Source organism: Bradyrhizobium sp., assembly GCF_016213215.1.
Taxonomy (GTDB): Bacteria; Pseudomonadota; Alphaproteobacteria; order Rhizobiales; family Xanthobacteraceae; genus Bradyrhizobium.
Genome location: NZ_JACRAW010000065.1, coordinates 1 through 15849 on the forward strand (window position 1 = coordinate 1; position 15849 = coordinate 15849).

Here is a 15849-nt window from a genome sequence, read left to right on the forward strand (position 1 = left end):
CCCCCCTCACCCGGCGCTTGAGCGCCGACCTCTCCCCGCAAGCGGGGCGAGGTAAGGTGAGGGCGTGCGCCGATGGATTCAAACCAAAACTCATCCTGCTCTAACCTACCGCGATGACACGGTCTGATCGTGTGGCTGAATAAAGTTCCTCGATCAGTGAACTGCGGTGCTCCAGCACCGCACGCTGGTTGATCGAGCCTTTGTCCGTGACCTCGCCGCGATCGATCGACAGCGGCATGTCGAGCAGGATGGCGCGGGTGATCCGCGTCGACGAGCCGGTCGAGGTGGCGAGAAAGCGCACAAAGCGCTCGGCAAAGGCATCGCGGACCAACGGATCGGCCGCGGTCAGGGCCAGATCGTCCATCGGCAGCGTCGGGTTGATGAGGCGACAGCCGTCGAGGTCGAGCACGACCAGCGCCGAGACCTCGTCGCGGTTGATGCCGGCGATCACGACGTCGCGCACCAGCGGCGCGCAGGCAGCGATGAAGCGCGCGCGCAGCGGTCCGACGCTGACCCAAGTGCCGCTCGCGAGTTTGAAGTCCTCGGCAATGCGGCCGTCGAAATCGAAGCCGGCATGCAGGTCGTTGGGGTCGGCCGGCTTGAGCGCATCACCCATGCAGTAGAAGCCTTCCTCGTCGAACGCCGCCTTGGTCACCTCGCTCTGGCGCCAATAGCCCGGCGTGATGTTCGGGCCCCTGGCACGGACCTCGAGCTTGCCGTTGTTGGGCACGAGCTTGGCCTCGTTGCCGGACACGGGCAGCCCGACATGGCCGGAGCGGCTGGTGCGCGGATTGACCGACATGAAGAACGGCGCGGTCTCGGTTGACCCCAGCCCGGTCAGCATCGGCACACGATAGCCCTTCTCCTTCACGGCGAGTTCGTCGAGGCTGTTCCAGACGAAGGGCGACATGGCCGCGCCCGAGAAGAACATCGCGTGCAGGCGCTCGAAGAATTTCGCCCGCAGCGCCTGGTCGTCGCGCAAGTACGGCAGCAGCGCTTCATAGCCCTTGGGCACGTTGAAATAGACCGTCGGCGAAATCTCCTGAAGATTGCGCACCGTTTCCTCGATGCCGCCGGGCATCGGCTTGCCCTGATCGAGATACATCGAACCACCGTTGAAGAGCGTGAGCCCAACGTTGTGGTTGCCGCCGAAGGTGTGATTCCATGGCAGCCAGTCGACGATCACCGGCGGCTCGTCCTTCAGGAAGGCCAGCGTCTCGGCCAGCATCACCTGGTTGGCGCAGATCATGCGCTGGGTGTTGATGACGGCCTTGGGATTGCCGGTCGAGCCGGAGGTCAGGAGAAACTTCGCGATGGTGTCCGGCCCGATAGCCTCATGCACTTCGTCGAGCCTGGGATGGAGCGGCGTCGCCATCAGATCGGCAAGCAGCGTCACCTCGCGCCCCGCCACTTCGCCATAGGATACCGCGATCTCCGTGCCATCAGGCACGTTGGCACCAAGCGCTTCGGCAAACTTGTCGCCGTCCTCGGCAAAGACGAGGCCCGGCGTCAGCAGCTTCATCAGGTAGGACAATTTGCCGTAATCGCGCGAGATCAGCGAATAGGCCGGCGACACCGGACAGAACGGCACGCCGGCATAAAAGGCGCCGAACGCCAGCAGCGCATGGTCGATCGAATTGCCGGACAGGATGACCACCGGCCGCTCGGCCGACAGCCCGCGCCTGAGCAGGCCTGAGGCGATGTGACGCGATGAAGCGAGCAACTCGGCATAGGTGATCCGGCGCCAGCCGCGGCCGCCTTCGCGCTCGGCCATGAAGGTGCGGTCCGGCGCGACGCTCGCCCAATGATGCAGGCGGTCGGTGAGGCGCCTCGGGAAATCGCCGAGCGGCTTTTCCGGGCGCAGATAGATCGTGCCGTCGTCGCGCCGCTCGATCGTGACCTTGGGATCGCCGAACGAGATCGGCCGCAGCGGATAGGCGCCCGCGTTGCGGTCGAGATCGGAGATGTTCGCCTGTGCGCTCATTTTTTCGGCTTCACCTTGGCGGTCTTGTGTTCGAGGAACTCGCGGATCCGGCGCTTGGCCTCCTTGTCGCTCTGCGCCACCGTGGCCATCAGGGACTCCATCAACAGGCCGGTCTGCGGATTGGCTTCCGCGATCATCGGCAGCGCCTGGAGCACGGCGAAATTGGTCAGCGGCGCATTCGAGGCGATCCGCTCGGCCAGTTCCATCGCCTTCGCCAGCCCGCCGCCGGCCTCGACGAGATACTGGGCAAAACCGTAGGAAGCGCCTTCGGTCGCCGAATAGACGCGGCCGGTCAGCATCATGTCGGTCATGCGCGCGACCCCGATCAGCCGCGGCAGGCGCACCGAGCCGCCGCCTCCGACGAAGATGCCGCGCGTGCCTTCCGGCAGCGCGAAATAGGCCGAGGGCTCGGCGACGCGGATATGCGCAGCGCAGGCGAGTTCCAGCCCGCCGCCGATCACCGCGCCCTTGAGCGCGGCAATGACCGGCACGCGGCTGTACTGGATGCGGTCGAACACCCGGTGCCACATTTGGGAATGAATGAGGCCGCCGGTCGCGTCATGCTCGGTCAGTTCCGATAGGTCAAGGCCGGATGAGAAATGATCGCCGATACCATGGATGACGACCGCACCGATGTCCTCGGGCAGTTGCGAAAAACATTTGCCGATCTCGAGGATAATGCCATCGTTCAGCGCATTGCGCTTGGCCGGACGGTTGAGGCCAACGGTCAGTACCCGACCTGCCCTCTCGATCTTGAGCAGCGCAGCCGGATCCGCGGCTGCGGTAGAGGCGTTTCCCATGGATCTATTGTGTCCTTCAAGAATAGTTATGTTTTATAACGAATTCCGGTGGAGTCAATAAGAACCGGTCGCGGCTGCCCGGGGTCCACCCTCCTTGGAGGGCCTCTCCAGGGGTAACAGCCGCCACCTGGGGCAGGACGAGTTTCGCAATCACATCACCTGATGCACGTCGATCACGACTCGGTCCGCATGCCGCGCGGCGGAGGCGACAAAAATGTTCTGCATCAGCCAGCGATACTTCTCGTGGCCGGTCTCGAATTTCGGCACGGTGCGGAAATAGATCAGCGCAGGGTCGACCGGTTCGCCGCGCTTGAGCTTCTGTAACAGATCGACGGGACCGAAGCGCATGCCCTTGTTCTCGACATAAACGACAGCGCCGTCGTCAGTCTCAAAGGCATATTTCGCTTCCAGCTCGATCAGCTCGTTGGGCCGGATGACCTGGAAGTCGGCGCCGAACGGCAGGACCTTGCCGTTGATGGCCCCGCGCACCTCGCCGCCGATGATCGGGATGATGCGGCGGACGCCGATGCCGGTCTCGCCGGCGCTGACGACGTCGCCGATGCGCGCGGTGATGGTGAAGACGTATCTGGTTTCAAGGATGGGGTCATTGGACCGGGATGAAGTTGGATTGAATGGTCTAACCGCGGGCACTTCAGCTCTTCCCCATGGGGAGAGGTCGGCGCGCTTGGCCGCGCCCTCGCGCGGCTGAGCGTGCCGGGGGAGGGGCCGCAAGTCCCATGAGAGGCCGTAACCCCTCACCCGCGCCTTCGGCGCGACCTCTCCCAACGGGAGAGGTGAACCACGTTCGATATGGCACCAAGAGCTCATCACACTCAGTGCGCCATCATGCGCTGGGGCAGCCAGGTGGCGAGCAGGGGGAAGGCGATCAGGATCACCAGACGGATCAAGTCGGTCACGACGAACGGGATCACGCCCTTGAAGATGGTGGAGAAGGACACGTCCTTCACCACGCTCTTGATCACGAAGACGTTCATGCCGACCGGGGGGTGGATCAGGCCGAGCTCGACGGTCATTACGATGATGACGCCGAACCAGATCGGATCGAAGCCGAGATGGCTGATCACCGGGAAGATGATCGGCACCGTGAGGATGATCATCGCCATGGCGTCCATCAGGCAGCCGAGCACGAGATACATCACCATGATCAGCGCGAGCACGCCGTAGCTGCCGAGCCCCAGGCCGGTGAGGAATTCGGTGACCTTCTGCGGGGTCTGCGTCACCGTGAGGAAATAGCCGAAGATCAGCGCGCCGATCAGGACGGTGAACACGGCGGCCGCGGTGCGCGTCGCCTGCAGCAGCGAGATCAGGATCGCGCTCCTGTCCAGCCTTCGCGTGAACACGCCGATCAGGAACGCTCCGGTTGCGCCGACGCCGCCGGCTTCGGTCGGCGTGAAGCGCGGCAGGAAAGGCAGGCCGTAAAGTCCGCCGATGACGAAGATGAAGAGCAGCACCGGCGCCCAGATGTCCTTCAGGCCGGCAAAGCGCTCGCGCCACGAAATCTTCTTGCCGGCGGGGAGAAAATCGGGTCGGAAATAGCCGATCAGGGAGATCGTGACCATGTACATGGTCATCGCGAGCAGGCCGGGAATGATGCCGGCGATGAACAATTTGCCGATGTCCTGCTCGGTGATGATGCCGTAGACCGCAAGCACGGTCGACGGCGGCAGCATGGCCCCCAGCGTGCCGCCGGCCGCGATCACGCCGGTGGCGAAGGATTGCGGATAGCCGAAGCGGCGCATCTCGGGGTAGGCGACCGCGGAAAAGGTGGCGGCGGTCGCGACCGAGGAGCCGCTGATCGCGGCAAACCCGCCGCAGGCGGCAACCGTCGCGATCCCAAGCCCGCCGCGCAGGTGCCCGACAAAGCCGTTGGCGGCACGGAAGAGCTCACGGCTCATGCCTGAATTGGAAACGAAGGTTCCCATCAGAAGGAACATCGGAATGACGCCGAACGTATAGTCCGTGACCGTGCGCATCGAGGTCTGGCCGACCATCTTCAGCGCCGGCGTACCGCCGACGAGATAGGAAAAGCCGCACACCCCGACGAGGCCCATGGCCATGCCGACAGGCACGCGCAACAGCATCAGTGCGAACAGCGAGACAAATCCGATGATCGCGACGGCGTCCGTGCTCATGCTTACTCCGTCGCCTTGAATTTTGGATCGCGCACCTCTTCGGGCTCGAAGATCAGCCGATAGGTGCGGATGGCGATCAACAGCACGGCGGAAACGTCGCCGATCCAGGCCACCGCGAAGAACGGCCAGGTCGGCATGTGCAGATCGAAGGTCTGGACGTTGTCGTTGTAGGTGCCGCGCACCTTGTCGAACAGCGTCCAGGTCTGCACGGTCACCACGAACAGCAGGACCAGGGTCGCGAACACGTCGATCCAGCGCTGGTAGCGCGGCCCGACGTTGGCCCACACCAGGTCGACCGTGATGTGCGTGCCGCGATAGGAGGTCGCGGCGATGCCCCAGAAGATCAGGATGCCGAGCAGCATGCGCCCGATGTCGAAGGAGTCGGGAATCGAATAGTTCAGCGTGTTGCGCAGCAGGACGGACACGAAGATGTTGAGCGCGACGAGGCCGACGAATCCGGCCGCGATCCACTCGATGGTGTCGATGAAACGATCCATCCAGGCGCGCTTCATGGGCAATGGGTTCCTATCACAGGCTGGTTGTTGATTGGTCAGTCTCCGGCAGATCACCTCGCCCCGCTTGTGGGGAGAGTTGATTATCGCAGCAAATCGGGTGAGGGGGTCTCTCCACCAGTACCCCTGCGGAGACTCCCCCTCACCCCGCCCCTCTTCCCGCGAACGGGAAAGAGGGGGCGCCGCCCCTCCGACGGATCATGGCGTCGGCTTTACTGCGCCAGCGCGTTGTATTTCTTGAGCGAGGCCTTGAGGTCCGCCAGAGCCGCGTCCGCATCGACGCCGCTCTTCTTGACGCCGTCGGACCAGGTCTTGACCAGCGGCTCGGCGGCCTTCTTCCAGGCGGCGGTCTGTTCCGCCGTGAGCTTGTAGACGTCGTGATCGGATTGGGCCTTTATCTTTTCGATGCCGGCATCCTCGAACTTGCCCCAGTGCTCGCCGACCTGCCCGGCCATCTCGACCGTGCAATTGTCGTCGATCGCCTTCTTCTGACGGTCGGACATCTGGTTGTACTTGTCCTTGTTGATGACGAAGACGAAGGTGGTGACATAGAGCGGCGCCTCCATGTCGTACTTCGTCACCTTGTCGATGCCGAACAGGAGCAGCGAGCCCCAGGGGAAGGTGACGCCGTCGGCGACCCCACGCTCGATGACGTCGCGCACCTCGGGCGCAGAGGACTGCACGTTGGTGCCGCCGAGCGAGGTGACGAAATTTGCCATCGTCGCGTGGGCGGGACGAATCTTCATGCCCTTCACGTCCTCAGGCGTCATGATCTTCTTGGTGCGGGAGTGAAAGGAAGACGGCGAGTGGACGAAGGCGAGGCAGTACTTGACGTCCTTCATCTCCTTCTCGGCATACTTGCGGTACCAGGCGTCCAGCCCCATCGAGCCGCCCTTGGCGTCCGAGATCAGGAACGGAAGCTCGCCCGCGCCGATGATCGGGAAGCGGCCGGGCTGATAGCCGGGATTGACGTAAGTGACGTCGGCGATGCCGTCGCGCGCCATGTCGTAATGGTCGAAGGCCTTGCCGAGCTGCTGGGCCGGAAACACCTTGGACTTGATGGTGCCGCCGGACGCCTTCTCGACCGCGGCGCCCCAGTCTTCGAGCGATTTCTGCAGGGGATGCGAGGCGGGCACCCAGTGCGATATCTTCAGGTCGAAGTTCTTTTCCTGCCCGAACGCCGGCGTCACACACGCTGCCAGCAGCAACGTCAAAACCGCTTTCCTCATCGACATTCTCTCCCTCGTGACCACGGACCTTTTTCTGGTCCTTTGGGGCTATTGTTATATGAGATAATTACCTGATCAAGCCGGCAATGGCTGCCGGAGGCAAATAGGTTAGAGCCTGTTGCAGCGGCAGGGGCGAGCAATGCGGACAAAAGCGGCACGGTGCGAGGGTCGCCGTGACCGGCGTTCAGGGCAACGGTCATGCCCGGCGAATGCGGGGCATGCGGTCCCGCCTTGGTCTCACGATTTTATGACTGGACCTCCAAAATACCGGGATCGTCCGCTTGCGCGGGTGATGACCAGATGGAGCCGTTTCAAACGGCGACGCAAATCTCGTTTAAAACTTTGTAGGTGGTGAAATCTGCACGGGGATCCAGTTGAATGGCGATGAACCGGAGAGCGAGGCACACCGCATGACGCCAACCGACATTCCCGAAGGTTTCGAGCCGCACTTTCGCAAGAGTCCCCTCACCGATCCCTGGGAGCCGCTTTATTCCAGGCGCACCGACAAGGCCGTGATCATGGGACTGCGGCTCGCCCGGCCGCACACCAACGCCCGCGGCCTCATTCACGGCGGATTGATCGCCGCGCTCGCCGACAACGCGATGGGCTATAGCTGCGCGCACGTGATGGGCTGGACGTCGTCACTGGTGACAGTCAGCCTTTCGGTCGATTTCATCGGCTCGGCCGAAATCGGTCAGTGGCTCGCGGTCGAGAGCGACGTGATCAAGACCGGCAGCACGATCTGCTTCGCGCAGAGCCTGATCAAGGCCGACGAAGTCGTGATCGCGCGCGCCAGCGCCACCTTTCGCGTGGTGCCGAAAAAGGACTAAGCGACCTCACCCGAACCGCCAATTGGTGATCTCGACCACGAGGTCGATGAAGGCGCGCACCTTGGCCGAGAGCAGGCGCGAGGTCGGGTAGACGATGTGGATCGGCAATGCCGGCTCTTCGAATTTCGCCAGCACGATCTTGAGCCGGCCGCGCTTGACGCCTTCCGCCGCCTGATAGGCCAGCACCCGCGTCAGGCCGCCGCCCTGCTCGGCATATTGAATGGCGGCATCGGCGCTGTTGCTGATGAAGCGCGGATTCACCGCCACCTGCAGCTTGCGCCCGTCCCGGACGAAGCTCCAGTCCGTGGAGAGTCCGAACCGGATGCTCTGATGCGTGACCACGGCCTCCGGGGTCTTCGGCTCGCCATGCGCCTTCAGATAGGCGGGCGAGGCCACCACGATGCGCCGCATCTCGCCGACCTGGCGCACCACCAGAGAGGAATCGGCGAGATGGCCGATCCTGACCGCGAGGTCGACGCCGTCCTCGACGAGGTTGATGATGTTGTCCGAAAGCCTGAGCTCGCCGGAGACATCGGGGTAGCGCTTCAGATAGGCCGACATTACCGGGCTGACGTGAAGCCGGCCGAAGCCGAACGGCGCCGAGACCACGAGGCGCCCGGAGGGCCGGGTTCGTTCCTGCTGGGCCGAATTCTCCGCCTCCTCGACGTCGGCGAGGATGGCCCGCACCCGCTCCAGGTAGCGCGTACCGACGTCGGTCAGGGAGACCTGGCGCGTGGTCCGCTGCAGCAGCCGCGCACCGAGATGCTCCTCGAGCGCGGCGACCAGCCGCGTCACGCCCGAGGGCGACAGCCCGAGCCGGCGCGCGGCGGGCGCGAAGCCCTTGAGGTCGGCCACCGTGACGAAGGCTTGCATGGCATCGAGACGGTCCATGGCATTATTGCATATGCTGCAACGAAGAAGTGTCAAGGAGCTTGATTGTTTACGGGCAAGAAAGGTCCATCTTGGCCAGGGACAGGCAGAGACGCTGCACCTTTAGGAGAAGCTGAGATGACCGACGCGCATTCATTTCCGAGCGACGTCGCCTTTACGCCGGCCGTGAAAGCCATCCAGGCGCGCAAGGGCTCGCGCGAGGCCTATGCTGCGGCCGAGCGGCGGGGCTGGCGCACGGAGATCAACGAGGATCTCGCGGCGTTTCTCGCCGAGAGCAACAGCTTCTATCTTGCAACCGCTTCCCGCGACGGCCAGCCCTATATCCAGCATCGCGGCGGCCCGAAGGGCTTTCTCAGGATGCTGGACAAAAAGACGCTCGCTTTTGCCGACTACAGCGGCAACCGGCAATACATCACGCAGGGCAACCTGTCGGAAAATCCCAGCGCGTATATCTTCGTGATGGACTATGCCCATCGCCGCCGGGTGAAGATCTGGGGCACGGCCCGCGTGGTCGAGGACGATCCGGCGCTGACGCAGTCGCTGATGCCCAGAGAATACCGGGCGCGGCCGGAGCAGGTCATCCTGTTCACGATCTCCGCCTGGGACACCAACTGCCCGCAGCACATTCCGCAGAAGTTCGATGCCGCCGACGTTGCGATCGCGCTCGCCGCACGCGAGGCGCGCGTTGCCGAGCTCGAGGCCGAGCTGGCGGCGCTCAAGCAACCGCCGGCGTCGACGAGGTGAATATCACGCGGCCGCGCGCAGCGGGGTCCAGGCGAAGTCGGGATAATACTGCGTCATCATGCGGTCGACGTAGGCTGTGAGGTTCCCGAAATGTTCGGCGCGGTCGCGCAAACGCGACTCAAAGAAGGGCGTCAGGACGCCGGCTAGCGCGCCGAATGCGGTTGCATCGACGCCGCACGGCATCTCACCCATCAGGTAGGGCTTGCCGCCAAGCTGCACCGATAGCGCGAGCAGCGAACGCACCGCAAGCTCGACATCGTCATCGGGGGCGTGGCGGCCTAGGCCACTCAAGAGATAGTTCTCGGCGACGCGGAATTGCGCGTCCTCGCGCAGCTTGTCGCGGCGGTGCGCCGGCGCGCCATCGAAGAAATGCGCCGGCCCCTTGGCGAAATTGACCGGATCGACCCAGCGGGCGCCGATCAGCGCCCAATAGACATGATGCTCGATCATCCGCTCGAACGCCCAGGCCTGCGCGCGGGCCTGCAAGGAAAGGCCGGCGTCGAAGTCGAAGCCGTATTTGCGCTCGATATGGGCGCGAATGAAGGTGGAGTCGGCGATCCGTTCGCCGTCATCCTCGATGAAGGGCAACTGTCCCTTGGGGGAAGCGGGCGGCATTGCCCGCTCCTTGCGACAGGAAAGCCCCGCCATCTTGAGCTGGACCTCCGTCTTTGTGACGAACGGGCTGATTTCAGGCAGGCCGAAGCCGGCGCCGAAGCCGTAAAGCGTGATCATGTGGCGCTCCCAGTTCCGAACATGGCCGAAGGCTAACGTCTGGCTGCTGCCACCATGGTGGCAGCAGCAGTGATATCGTGGACGAACCGCGCCCCCCTGAAGGCACGGCAGGCGATGCTGCGGAACAGCGCTTCGCATGCCGACTGGATGGACCACGAGACGAAGGCAGCGACAGCAAGACGGAGATCGCCGAACAGGCAATCGATGGCGGCGGGTCGTTGCAAGGCCCAGAACTGGGCGCGCCACAACGAGGCGGTAATACCGAAGTTGATGAGAACGGCCATGGACAAACCCTCTTCAGTTCGCGTGTTGTCCCGGTATAGATGGCTCCTGCTGACAACATGCTGTCAGCATCGCTGAGCTCGCCGAAAGAGAACTGCTCATGAGACGCGCCGACCGGCTGTTTCAGATCATTCAGGTGCTAAGGCGCAGCCGCAGACCGATGACCGCCGACGCCATTGCCGCCGAGCTCGAGACCTCGAAACGGACGATCTATCGCGACATCGCCACCCTGATCGGCCAGCGCGTGCCGATCCGCGGCGAGGCCGGCATGGGCTACATCCTGGAGAAGGGATTCGACCTGCCGCCGTTGATGCTGACGCCGGACGAGATCGAGGCCGCGGTACTAGGCGCGCAATGGGTGGCGGGACACGCCGACACTGCGCTGGCGCGCGCCGCCGAGGACCTCATGGCGAAGATCGCCGACACCGTGCCCGAGCGCCTGCGCCCCTTCGTGCTGGAACCGGCAAGCCGCGCGCGGCCGAGCTGGAACCGCGAGCCGGACCGCATGGACATGGTACGGACAAGGACGCAGATTCACGAGGGCAAGAAGATCGCGCTGCGCTATCGCGACGAGCAGGGCCGCGACAGCGAGCGCACCATATGGCCGATCGCGATCGGCTATCTCGAAGCGGTGCGGCTGCTCGCCGCCTGGTGCGAATTGCGCAACGACTTTCGCAGCTTCCGCACCGATCGGGTCATCGACGCCACCTATCTCGACGAGAGATATCCGGAGCGGCGCGACGTGCTGCGGGCGAAATGGCGGCAGAGCCTGGTCTGGGGTCCCCCGAAAGACAACTGATCAGCGGCTTCGTGAATTGATCGTCGAGGTGCCGCACGCTAGATCACGGCATGGATTGCGAATCCGCCATCGACCGAACGAACTGCTGCCAGCAGTGCGGCGCCTGCTGCGCCTACTCGGCGAACTGGCCGCGCTTTTCGATCGAACCGGATGATGAGCTCGAGCTCATCCCGGAACGCTTCATCAACGAGCGAATGTCCGGCATGCGCTGCCAGGACGACCGCTGCGCGGCGCTTCAAGGCGAGATCGGGGTCGCCACTTCATGCGGGATTTACGCCCTGCGGCCGGAAGTGTGTCGCACCTGCATGCCCGGTGACGCCGAATGCACCATGGCGCGGCGAAAGTTCGGACTGCCGGCGATTTGAAGGGTGTCGGCCTATGCCGTCAAAGGATCCGTGAATTCCTCGTCCTCGACGTCGTCATCGAGCGGCGAGAAGGTCGCCAGCGGCTTGGTCGACAGCGTGATCGGCTTGCGGCCGTTGGCCAGCGAGGGTGCGGATCGCGCCTCTTCCTGGCGAGACTGCGCAAAGAGCGTAGCGCCGACCCGCCCGCCAGCCTCGACCAGGTCACGCTCGCTGCAGCTCGTAGCGATGGCGAGCGCCAGCGAATGCAGATGGCTGCGGCGGTAGCAGAACAGCGCGAGCCTTGCCCTGACGTCGGGAGAGACAGTCTCGACGAGGCGCGGCAAGCCATTGGCATTGGCGCGGTACATCTCGCCGAGCAGTTCATCGCGGACCGGGCAGAAGTCGCTTTCGTAGGTGTCGCGGCTTGAAAACATTGCGGTTCTCCCTGACTTGGGAAGATGCCGCGCAATACTCTAACGAAGGGTTAACCAAGGATCCCGGTAGTCGCACGGGGTGCTTGCGCCGGCGCTGCGAATCGGAACGGCCGCCTCGGGAGAGTCCGGCTCAGTTCACCGCCATGAAGATCGACAGGCCGAAATCGGTGAAGTGGTGAAGAGCCTGGTCGACGCCGATCAGGGTCCAGAACCAGGGATGCTCCTGGTTCACGCCGAAATTGGCCGAGATGAAGCCCTTGATGCGATCGATCGTCATGTGGATGGCGAAGTCGATCAGGGGGACGAACCAGAACCGAGGCGCCACGATCAGGATCAGCATCATTCCCACCGTAAGGTGGATCAGACAATGGACCAACAAGGGCAGCGCCCAGCCGGACTTGCTGTCCTTGCCGTACGCCATCCAGCCGTTTTGCAGAACGAAGTCGGCGATGATGTGCTTGAAGGTGAGCAGCAACATCCATCCAATGAGCGCTCCGACCGGAACCGCCGACGACATAGGTGGAAAAAGCAAAGCTGACGCCCTCGTGGATCTGGAAAACGCTCGAAAAGCTGGAGGCGTTCGACGCAACTTCTCGTTGGATCCGGCCAAATCACCCCGGATCGATGCTCAGTATTTATGACATCTCCCGCGCCGGAATGCACGTATCGGGAACCCGAAAAAACCCGGGGTGTGGCCAATGAGCATACATGCCCATAACCCCGATACTTGTGAGGGGGTAACGCTACTCCGGCCCCATGGTTTGCATTCTTGTTGAAGGCGGTTATCATTCGCTACTGGGAATAGTCTTTCTTTTTTAAGTATTTACGATCTCGTCAGGCGATCCGCGGCCGTTTTGGTAGCGATGGAAGCCGGACACCCGGGGGTAGGCCATGAGTACAGAAGGCCAGAAGCCACCGACGGAGCAACCCGCCGCCCGATCGCATATGTTCAGGACGAACCAGCAGCAGGTGCTGATCTACGTGCTGCTCACCGTAATCTTGTCCTTCGCCACCGTGTGGGGCGGCCGGGCGTGGCTGCGGAATTCCGAAACGCTGACCTTCGCTGTCGGCGATGCCGACAGCGAGGAGGCCCGGTTCGCGACCAAGCTCGCGACCGTACTGAAGAACAACTCGTCGCGGCTGCGGCTCAAGATCATCAACAATCCGGACAACACCAGGGCACTCGCGCAGTTCGAGCGCAGGCAAGCCGACCTTGCGGTGCTGCGCACCGACGCCAAGGTGCCGCCGCGAGCGCGCGCGCTGGCGATCCTGGAGCACGACGTCGTGCTGCTGCTCAGTCCCGGCAGCAAGAAGATCAAGTCACTTGCCGAGCTGAAAAAGAAAAAGGTCGCGGTGCTGGCCGCCAGCGACAGCTCGCTCAGCTTCGTCCGCAACATCCTCGACATTGCCGACGGATCGGATGCGGCCTCCAGGGTGCAGATGGCGCCACCCGGCTCAACGCTCGACAAGCTGTTCGCCTCCGGCTACGGCGCGGTCATCGCGATCGTCCACACATCGAGGACGGTCAGGGACAAGGCCTACGAACAGGCGGCCAAGCGCGGCGGCTTCACCTTGAACCCGATCGACGAGGCCAAGGCGCTGGAGCGCAAGATTCCCGGCATTTCGCAGGAGACGCTCACCACCGGCACGGTGTCCTCCGCGCCCGAAATTCCCGACGACGACCTCGATACGGTCGGGCTGCAATGGCTGCTGGTTACGCAATCGCGGATATCCACGGCCACCGCGACGGACCTCGCCCGCATCATTTACGAGAACAAGTCCGAGCTTGCGCTCGACAACGGCTTTGCCTCCAGGATCGAGCCGGCCGAGACCGACAAGGACGCCTTCATCATCGCCCATCCCGGTGCCGCCGAATACATCAACGACGACACCAAGTCGTTCGTGGACCGCTACAGCGACCTGATGTATGTCGGCCTCGGCGCCCTCAGCGTGATCGGCTCCATCTTCGCGGCGATCTACGCCAAGATCACCCGGATCGCGCCGGAGAAGGCCGGCGAACTCGCTACCGCCGTTCTCAACATCGGCGAGCGAATAGAGCATGCCCAGACGCTGGACGCGCTGGAATCGCTGCAGAACGAGCTGGAGGACATCCTGCGCGGCGCGGTGATAGGTTTGCGAGACGGCAGCATCAGTACCGACGGGATCGATACGTTCAAGCTCGGCTATGAATTCGTCCGAGACCAAATCGGCATGCGCCGCGAGCACCTGGCGCGGCATGCCAGCGAAAGCGGAAGCGTCGGCAGGGACGACGCCCATCAAGACGACAGCAACGTCGTTATCGTGAAGACGGCCCAGAGCGGCTGATCGTTCTTCCGCCGGCCGGAACCTGCCTTCGTTATCTCGCCTTCGTGCGCGCCCACACCATTTCGCAATTGAGCACGAGCTTCGCAAAACCGTTTTGCGTTTGTCGCGAAGGAAGGCCGGTTCCAGGTTTACGATAACGCGGCCCTTCAGGCCTGCTCCAGGAACTGCGCCGCGCCGCCGCCGTTGGTTTTGCTGAATCAGCGGAGAGATCGATGACAGGCAAAGCCACATCATCATCCATGTCGCGAGGGTTGGGTCAGCCCTGACCGCACGCTGCAAATCAGTTGGAGCATCGCATGCGCACGCTGCTGATCGTCGTGTTGCTGGCCCTGCTCGCAGGGGTCGGCTATTTCGCCTATTCGGGCATGACCGTGCCGGGCGAAGCGATGCCGGCGCAGGGCTACATCGCCCTGACGCTCGGGGTGGTGTTTTCGCTCATCGTCGGCATAGGTTTGATGGCGCTGTTGTTCTTCAGCAGCCGCCGCGGCTACGACGAGCCGCCGCGATACAAGTAGCAGCCACCACCGAAGCTATCTCGTTGCGGCGGCCTCGGCGCCGGGCGTCCGGGTCCGGATCTGCGCGATCGTGCGCTTCAGGGCGATCTGACGCCGGTCCGGCGTCACGGCGGCGCGCGCTTCGGCAATTGCAGCGGCAAGATCCGGCAGTGGCAGCACGCCATCGAAGGTCGGCTTGACCAGGCCGTCGATGATCGCGTGCCAATCGGCCAGGCCCTGACGGTAAGGATCGCCATAGCCCTTGATCATGGTCGCGGTGTCGATGACGGCCGACGCCGCCTTCGGCTGCTTGACGAGACTGCGCGAGATCATGTGCAGCCAGCGCTCGACCCAGGTCTTCTCTTCCGCATAGCGGATCGAGAACCGCCGCCAGCGCTTCAGGCCCGCTTCCAGCTTCAGGCGGCGAATGCCCCACCAGCCGGCGTTGGAATAGCGGATGGATACGCGTTTGTGTCGCCAGCCCACGAGGTCGAGCCCATCAAGGATGGGCTCGGCGACGGCAGCCGGCAGCGCCCCGATCAATTCATCCAACCGGAACTTCTTCACCTCGGCTGACGGCGGCCGGCCTTCGTCAAGCTCCGCCAGCTTCAACTCCGCAATCCGGATTGGATCCTCATAGCTCATCCGCTCCGCCATCAATCGCGCGATATCGCACAGCATGGCCGCATCGACGCCCGGCCGTCCGATGAAGCGGCTCACCCTGTCGACGTACAGATGGGCGTAGCTCGTGCCCTGATACTCGATCAAAAGCTGGATGCCGTCGTTGACGATCGGCTTGGCAGCCTCCGGCAGGCCCTCCGGAAGAACTGGCGGCGGATCGTCTTCGCCGCCGAGCACATCGGCGAAGAGATAGCGCAGCGAGGACAGGATGCCATCGTTCGACACGACTTAAGCCCCGTTCAAACAATCCACCTGGGTACTCAGGCCGGCTTCACTGAAGCAGCCACCGGTGCGCTCTGCTGCGCAAGCCGCCGCTCCAGCGTTTCGAGGTTCTGAAACAGCCGCGCGCTGGCGAGCCGCAGGAAGTAGAATCCGAAGGCTGGATTTTGCACGTAGAGTTCCTCGACCTTGTTGTAGCCGACACTCAGGACCACGCCCGACTCGATACATTCCAGGGTTTGGGTGCGCTTGTTCGAGGGCGAAAGCATGCCGAGCTCGCCGACAATGGCGCCGACCGGCAGCTCGATGCCCGATTCGACCAGCCTGAAACGGCCGCTCACGATGTAGGCCATGTCCTCGGCCTTCTCGTCCTTGTAGAACAGGACCTCGCCGGCC

19 protein-coding genes are annotated in these 15849 nt (G+C 63.4%); 6 read left to right on the plus strand and 13 right to left on the minus strand.

The window, feature by feature from the left end:
• Positions 1–100: 100 nt before the first annotated feature.
• From HY852_RS11535 to HY852_RS11560, 6 genes are all read right to left on the minus strand, one after another.
• Positions 101–1984 (minus strand): feruloyl-CoA synthase, encoded by a 1884-nt coding sequence (locus HY852_RS11535; protein WP_291604788.1) that lies wholly within the window; start codon positions 1982–1984, stop codon positions 101–103.
• The gene (locus HY852_RS11540) at positions 1981–2784 is read right to left on the minus strand and encodes a crotonase/enoyl-CoA hydratase family protein (RefSeq protein WP_291604789.1); all 804 of its coding nucleotides are present in this window, start codon (positions 2782–2784) and stop codon (positions 1981–1983) included. Before HY852_RS11540 ends, HY852_RS11535 begins: the two co-directional genes overlap by 4 nt.
• 150 nt (positions 2785–2934) lie before the next feature.
• Positions 2935–3435: a DUF3237 domain-containing protein gene (locus HY852_RS11545; RefSeq protein WP_291604790.1), complete on the minus strand. Its 501-nt coding sequence runs from the start codon at positions 3433–3435 to the stop codon at positions 2935–2937.
• A 182-nt stretch (positions 3436–3617) separates the two neighbouring features.
• The gene (locus tag HY852_RS11550) at positions 3618–4937 is read right to left on the minus strand and encodes a TRAP transporter large permease (protein ID WP_291604791.1); all 1320 of its coding nucleotides are present in this window, start codon (positions 4935–4937) and stop codon (positions 3618–3620) included.
• Positions 4938–4939: 2 nt separating this feature from the next.
• A complete protein-coding gene (locus HY852_RS11555; protein WP_291604792.1) occupies positions 4940–5449 on the minus strand; it encodes a TRAP transporter small permease in 510 nt (169 codons plus the stop codon).
• A gap of 212 nt (positions 5450–5661) precedes the next feature.
• A complete protein-coding gene (locus HY852_RS11560) occupies positions 5662–6678 on the minus strand; it encodes a TRAP transporter substrate-binding protein (RefSeq protein WP_291604793.1) in 1017 nt (338 codons plus the stop codon).
• Between the two features lie 410 nt (positions 6679–7088).
• On the opposite strand from HY852_RS11560, the gene HY852_RS11565 reads away from it, so the two are divergent.
• Positions 7089–7508, plus strand: coding sequence for a PaaI family thioesterase (locus HY852_RS11565; protein WP_291604794.1), 420 nt, complete (start codon positions 7089–7091; stop codon positions 7506–7508).
• Between the two features lie 6 nt (positions 7509–7514).
• On the opposite strand, the gene HY852_RS11570 is transcribed toward HY852_RS11565, so the two are convergent.
• On the minus strand, positions 7515–8399 hold the full coding sequence (locus tag HY852_RS11570) for a LysR family transcriptional regulator (RefSeq protein WP_291604795.1): 885 nt from the start codon (positions 8397–8399) through the stop codon (positions 7515–7517).
• 117 nt (positions 8400–8516) lie between these two features.
• Between HY852_RS11570 and HY852_RS11575 the strand changes: the two genes are divergently transcribed.
• Entirely contained in the window at positions 8517–9143 is a 627-nt protein-coding gene (locus HY852_RS11575) for a pyridoxamine 5'-phosphate oxidase family protein (RefSeq protein ID WP_291604796.1), read from the plus strand.
• A gap of 3 nt (positions 9144–9146) precedes the next feature.
• Here the strand turns inward: HY852_RS11575 and HY852_RS11580 are convergent, their stop codons facing one another.
• On the minus strand, positions 9147–9875 hold the full coding sequence (locus HY852_RS11580) for a glutathione S-transferase family protein (protein WP_291604797.1): 729 nt from the start codon (positions 9873–9875) through the stop codon (positions 9147–9149).
• 32 nt (positions 9876–9907) lie between these two features.
• Positions 9908–10159, minus strand: coding sequence for a hypothetical protein (locus HY852_RS11585; protein ID WP_291604798.1), 252 nt, complete (start codon positions 10157–10159; stop codon positions 9908–9910).
• 98 nt (positions 10160–10257) lie between these two features.
• Here HY852_RS11585 and HY852_RS11590 point away from each other — a divergent pair, with 98 nt between their 5' ends.
• A complete protein-coding gene (locus tag HY852_RS11590) occupies positions 10258–10956 on the plus strand; it encodes a YafY family protein (protein ID WP_291604799.1) in 699 nt (232 codons plus the stop codon).
• Positions 10957–11006: 50 nt separating this feature from the next.
• Positions 11007–11321, plus strand: a complete 315-nt coding sequence (locus HY852_RS11595; RefSeq protein WP_291604800.1) for a YkgJ family cysteine cluster protein — start codon at positions 11007–11009, stop codon at positions 11319–11321.
• A gap of 11 nt (positions 11322–11332) precedes the next feature.
• Here the strand turns inward: HY852_RS11595 and HY852_RS11600 are convergent, their stop codons facing one another.
• Together HY852_RS11600 and HY852_RS11605 are read right to left on the minus strand one after the other, a co-directional pair.
• Positions 11333–11734, minus strand: coding sequence for a hypothetical protein (locus tag HY852_RS11600; RefSeq protein WP_291604801.1), 402 nt, complete (start codon positions 11732–11734; stop codon positions 11333–11335).
• 130 nt (positions 11735–11864) lie between these two features.
• The gene (locus HY852_RS11605) at positions 11865–12212 is read right to left on the minus strand and encodes a DUF3307 domain-containing protein (RefSeq protein ID WP_291604802.1); all 348 of its coding nucleotides are present in this window, start codon (positions 12210–12212) and stop codon (positions 11865–11867) included.
• A gap of 413 nt (positions 12213–12625) precedes the next feature.
• Here HY852_RS11605 and HY852_RS11610 point away from each other — a divergent pair, with 413 nt between their 5' ends.
• Together HY852_RS11610 and HY852_RS11615 are read left to right on the plus strand one after the other, a co-directional pair.
• Positions 12626–14059, plus strand: a complete 1434-nt coding sequence (locus HY852_RS11610) for a TAXI family TRAP transporter solute-binding subunit (protein ID WP_291604804.1) — start codon at positions 12626–12628, stop codon at positions 14057–14059.
• 296 nt (positions 14060–14355) lie between these two features.
• Complete coding sequence (locus tag HY852_RS11615) at positions 14356–14574, plus strand: hypothetical protein (RefSeq protein ID WP_291604805.1); 219 nt, start codon at positions 14356–14358, stop codon at positions 14572–14574.
• 15 nt (positions 14575–14589) lie between these two features.
• Here HY852_RS11615 and HY852_RS11620 read toward each other — a convergent pair whose 3' ends face one another.
• Positions 14590–15459 (minus strand): DUF6537 domain-containing protein, encoded by an 870-nt coding sequence (locus HY852_RS11620; protein WP_291604807.1) that lies wholly within the window; start codon positions 15457–15459, stop codon positions 14590–14592.
• A 35-nt stretch (positions 15460–15494) separates the two neighbouring features.
• Positions 15495–15849: cyclic nucleotide-binding domain-containing protein (locus HY852_RS11625; RefSeq protein WP_291604808.1), on the minus strand; the 355-nt coding region annotated here is incomplete at its 5' end.

Excerpts from the sequence above, each read along its gene's own strand:
- HY852_RS11550 (WP_291604791.1), bottom strand. The coding sequence starts at position 4,937 with ATGAGCACGGACGCCGTCGCGATCATCGGATTTGTCTCGCTGTTCGCA.
- HY852_RS11615 (WP_291604805.1), top strand. The coding sequence starts at position 14,356 with ATGCGCACGCTGCTGATCGTCGTGTTGCTGGCCCTGCTCGCAGGGGTC.
- HY852_RS11580 (WP_291604797.1), bottom strand. The coding sequence starts at position 9,875 with ATGATCACGCTTTACGGCTTCGGCGCCGGCTTCGGCCTGCCTGAAATC.
- HY852_RS11605 (WP_291604802.1), bottom strand. The coding sequence starts at position 12,212 with ATGTTGCTGCTCACCTTCAAGCACATCATCGCCGACTTCGTTCTGCAA.
- HY852_RS11610 (WP_291604804.1), top strand. The coding sequence starts at position 12,626 with ATGAGTACAGAAGGCCAGAAGCCACCGACGGAGCAACCCGCCGCCCGA.
- HY852_RS11535 (WP_291604788.1), bottom strand. The coding sequence starts at position 1,984 with ATGAGCGCACAGGCGAACATCTCCGATCTCGACCGCAACGCGGGCGCC.
- HY852_RS11555 (WP_291604792.1), bottom strand. The coding sequence starts at position 5,449 with ATGAAGCGCGCCTGGATGGATCGTTTCATCGACACCATCGAGTGGATC.
- HY852_RS11560 (WP_291604793.1), bottom strand. The coding sequence starts at position 6,678 with ATGAGGAAAGCGGTTTTGACGTTGCTGCTGGCAGCGTGTGTGACGCCG.
- HY852_RS11595 (WP_291604800.1), top strand. The coding sequence starts at position 11,007 with ATGGATTGCGAATCCGCCATCGACCGAACGAACTGCTGCCAGCAGTGC.
- HY852_RS11570 (WP_291604795.1), bottom strand. The coding sequence starts at position 8,399 with ATGGACCGTCTCGATGCCATGCAAGCCTTCGTCACGGTGGCCGACCTC.
- HY852_RS11600 (WP_291604801.1), bottom strand. The coding sequence starts at position 11,734 with ATGTTTTCAAGCCGCGACACCTACGAAAGCGACTTCTGCCCGGTCCGC.
- HY852_RS11575 (WP_291604796.1), top strand. The coding sequence starts at position 8,517 with ATGACCGACGCGCATTCATTTCCGAGCGACGTCGCCTTTACGCCGGCC.
- HY852_RS11540 (WP_291604789.1), bottom strand. The coding sequence starts at position 2,784 with ATGGGAAACGCCTCTACCGCAGCCGCGGATCCGGCTGCGCTGCTCAAG.
- HY852_RS11565 (WP_291604794.1), top strand. The coding sequence starts at position 7,089 with ATGACGCCAACCGACATTCCCGAAGGTTTCGAGCCGCACTTTCGCAAG.
- HY852_RS11585 (WP_291604798.1), bottom strand. The coding sequence starts at position 10,159 with ATGGCCGTTCTCATCAACTTCGGTATTACCGCCTCGTTGTGGCGCGCC.
- HY852_RS11590 (WP_291604799.1), top strand. The coding sequence starts at position 10,258 with ATGAGACGCGCCGACCGGCTGTTTCAGATCATTCAGGTGCTAAGGCGC.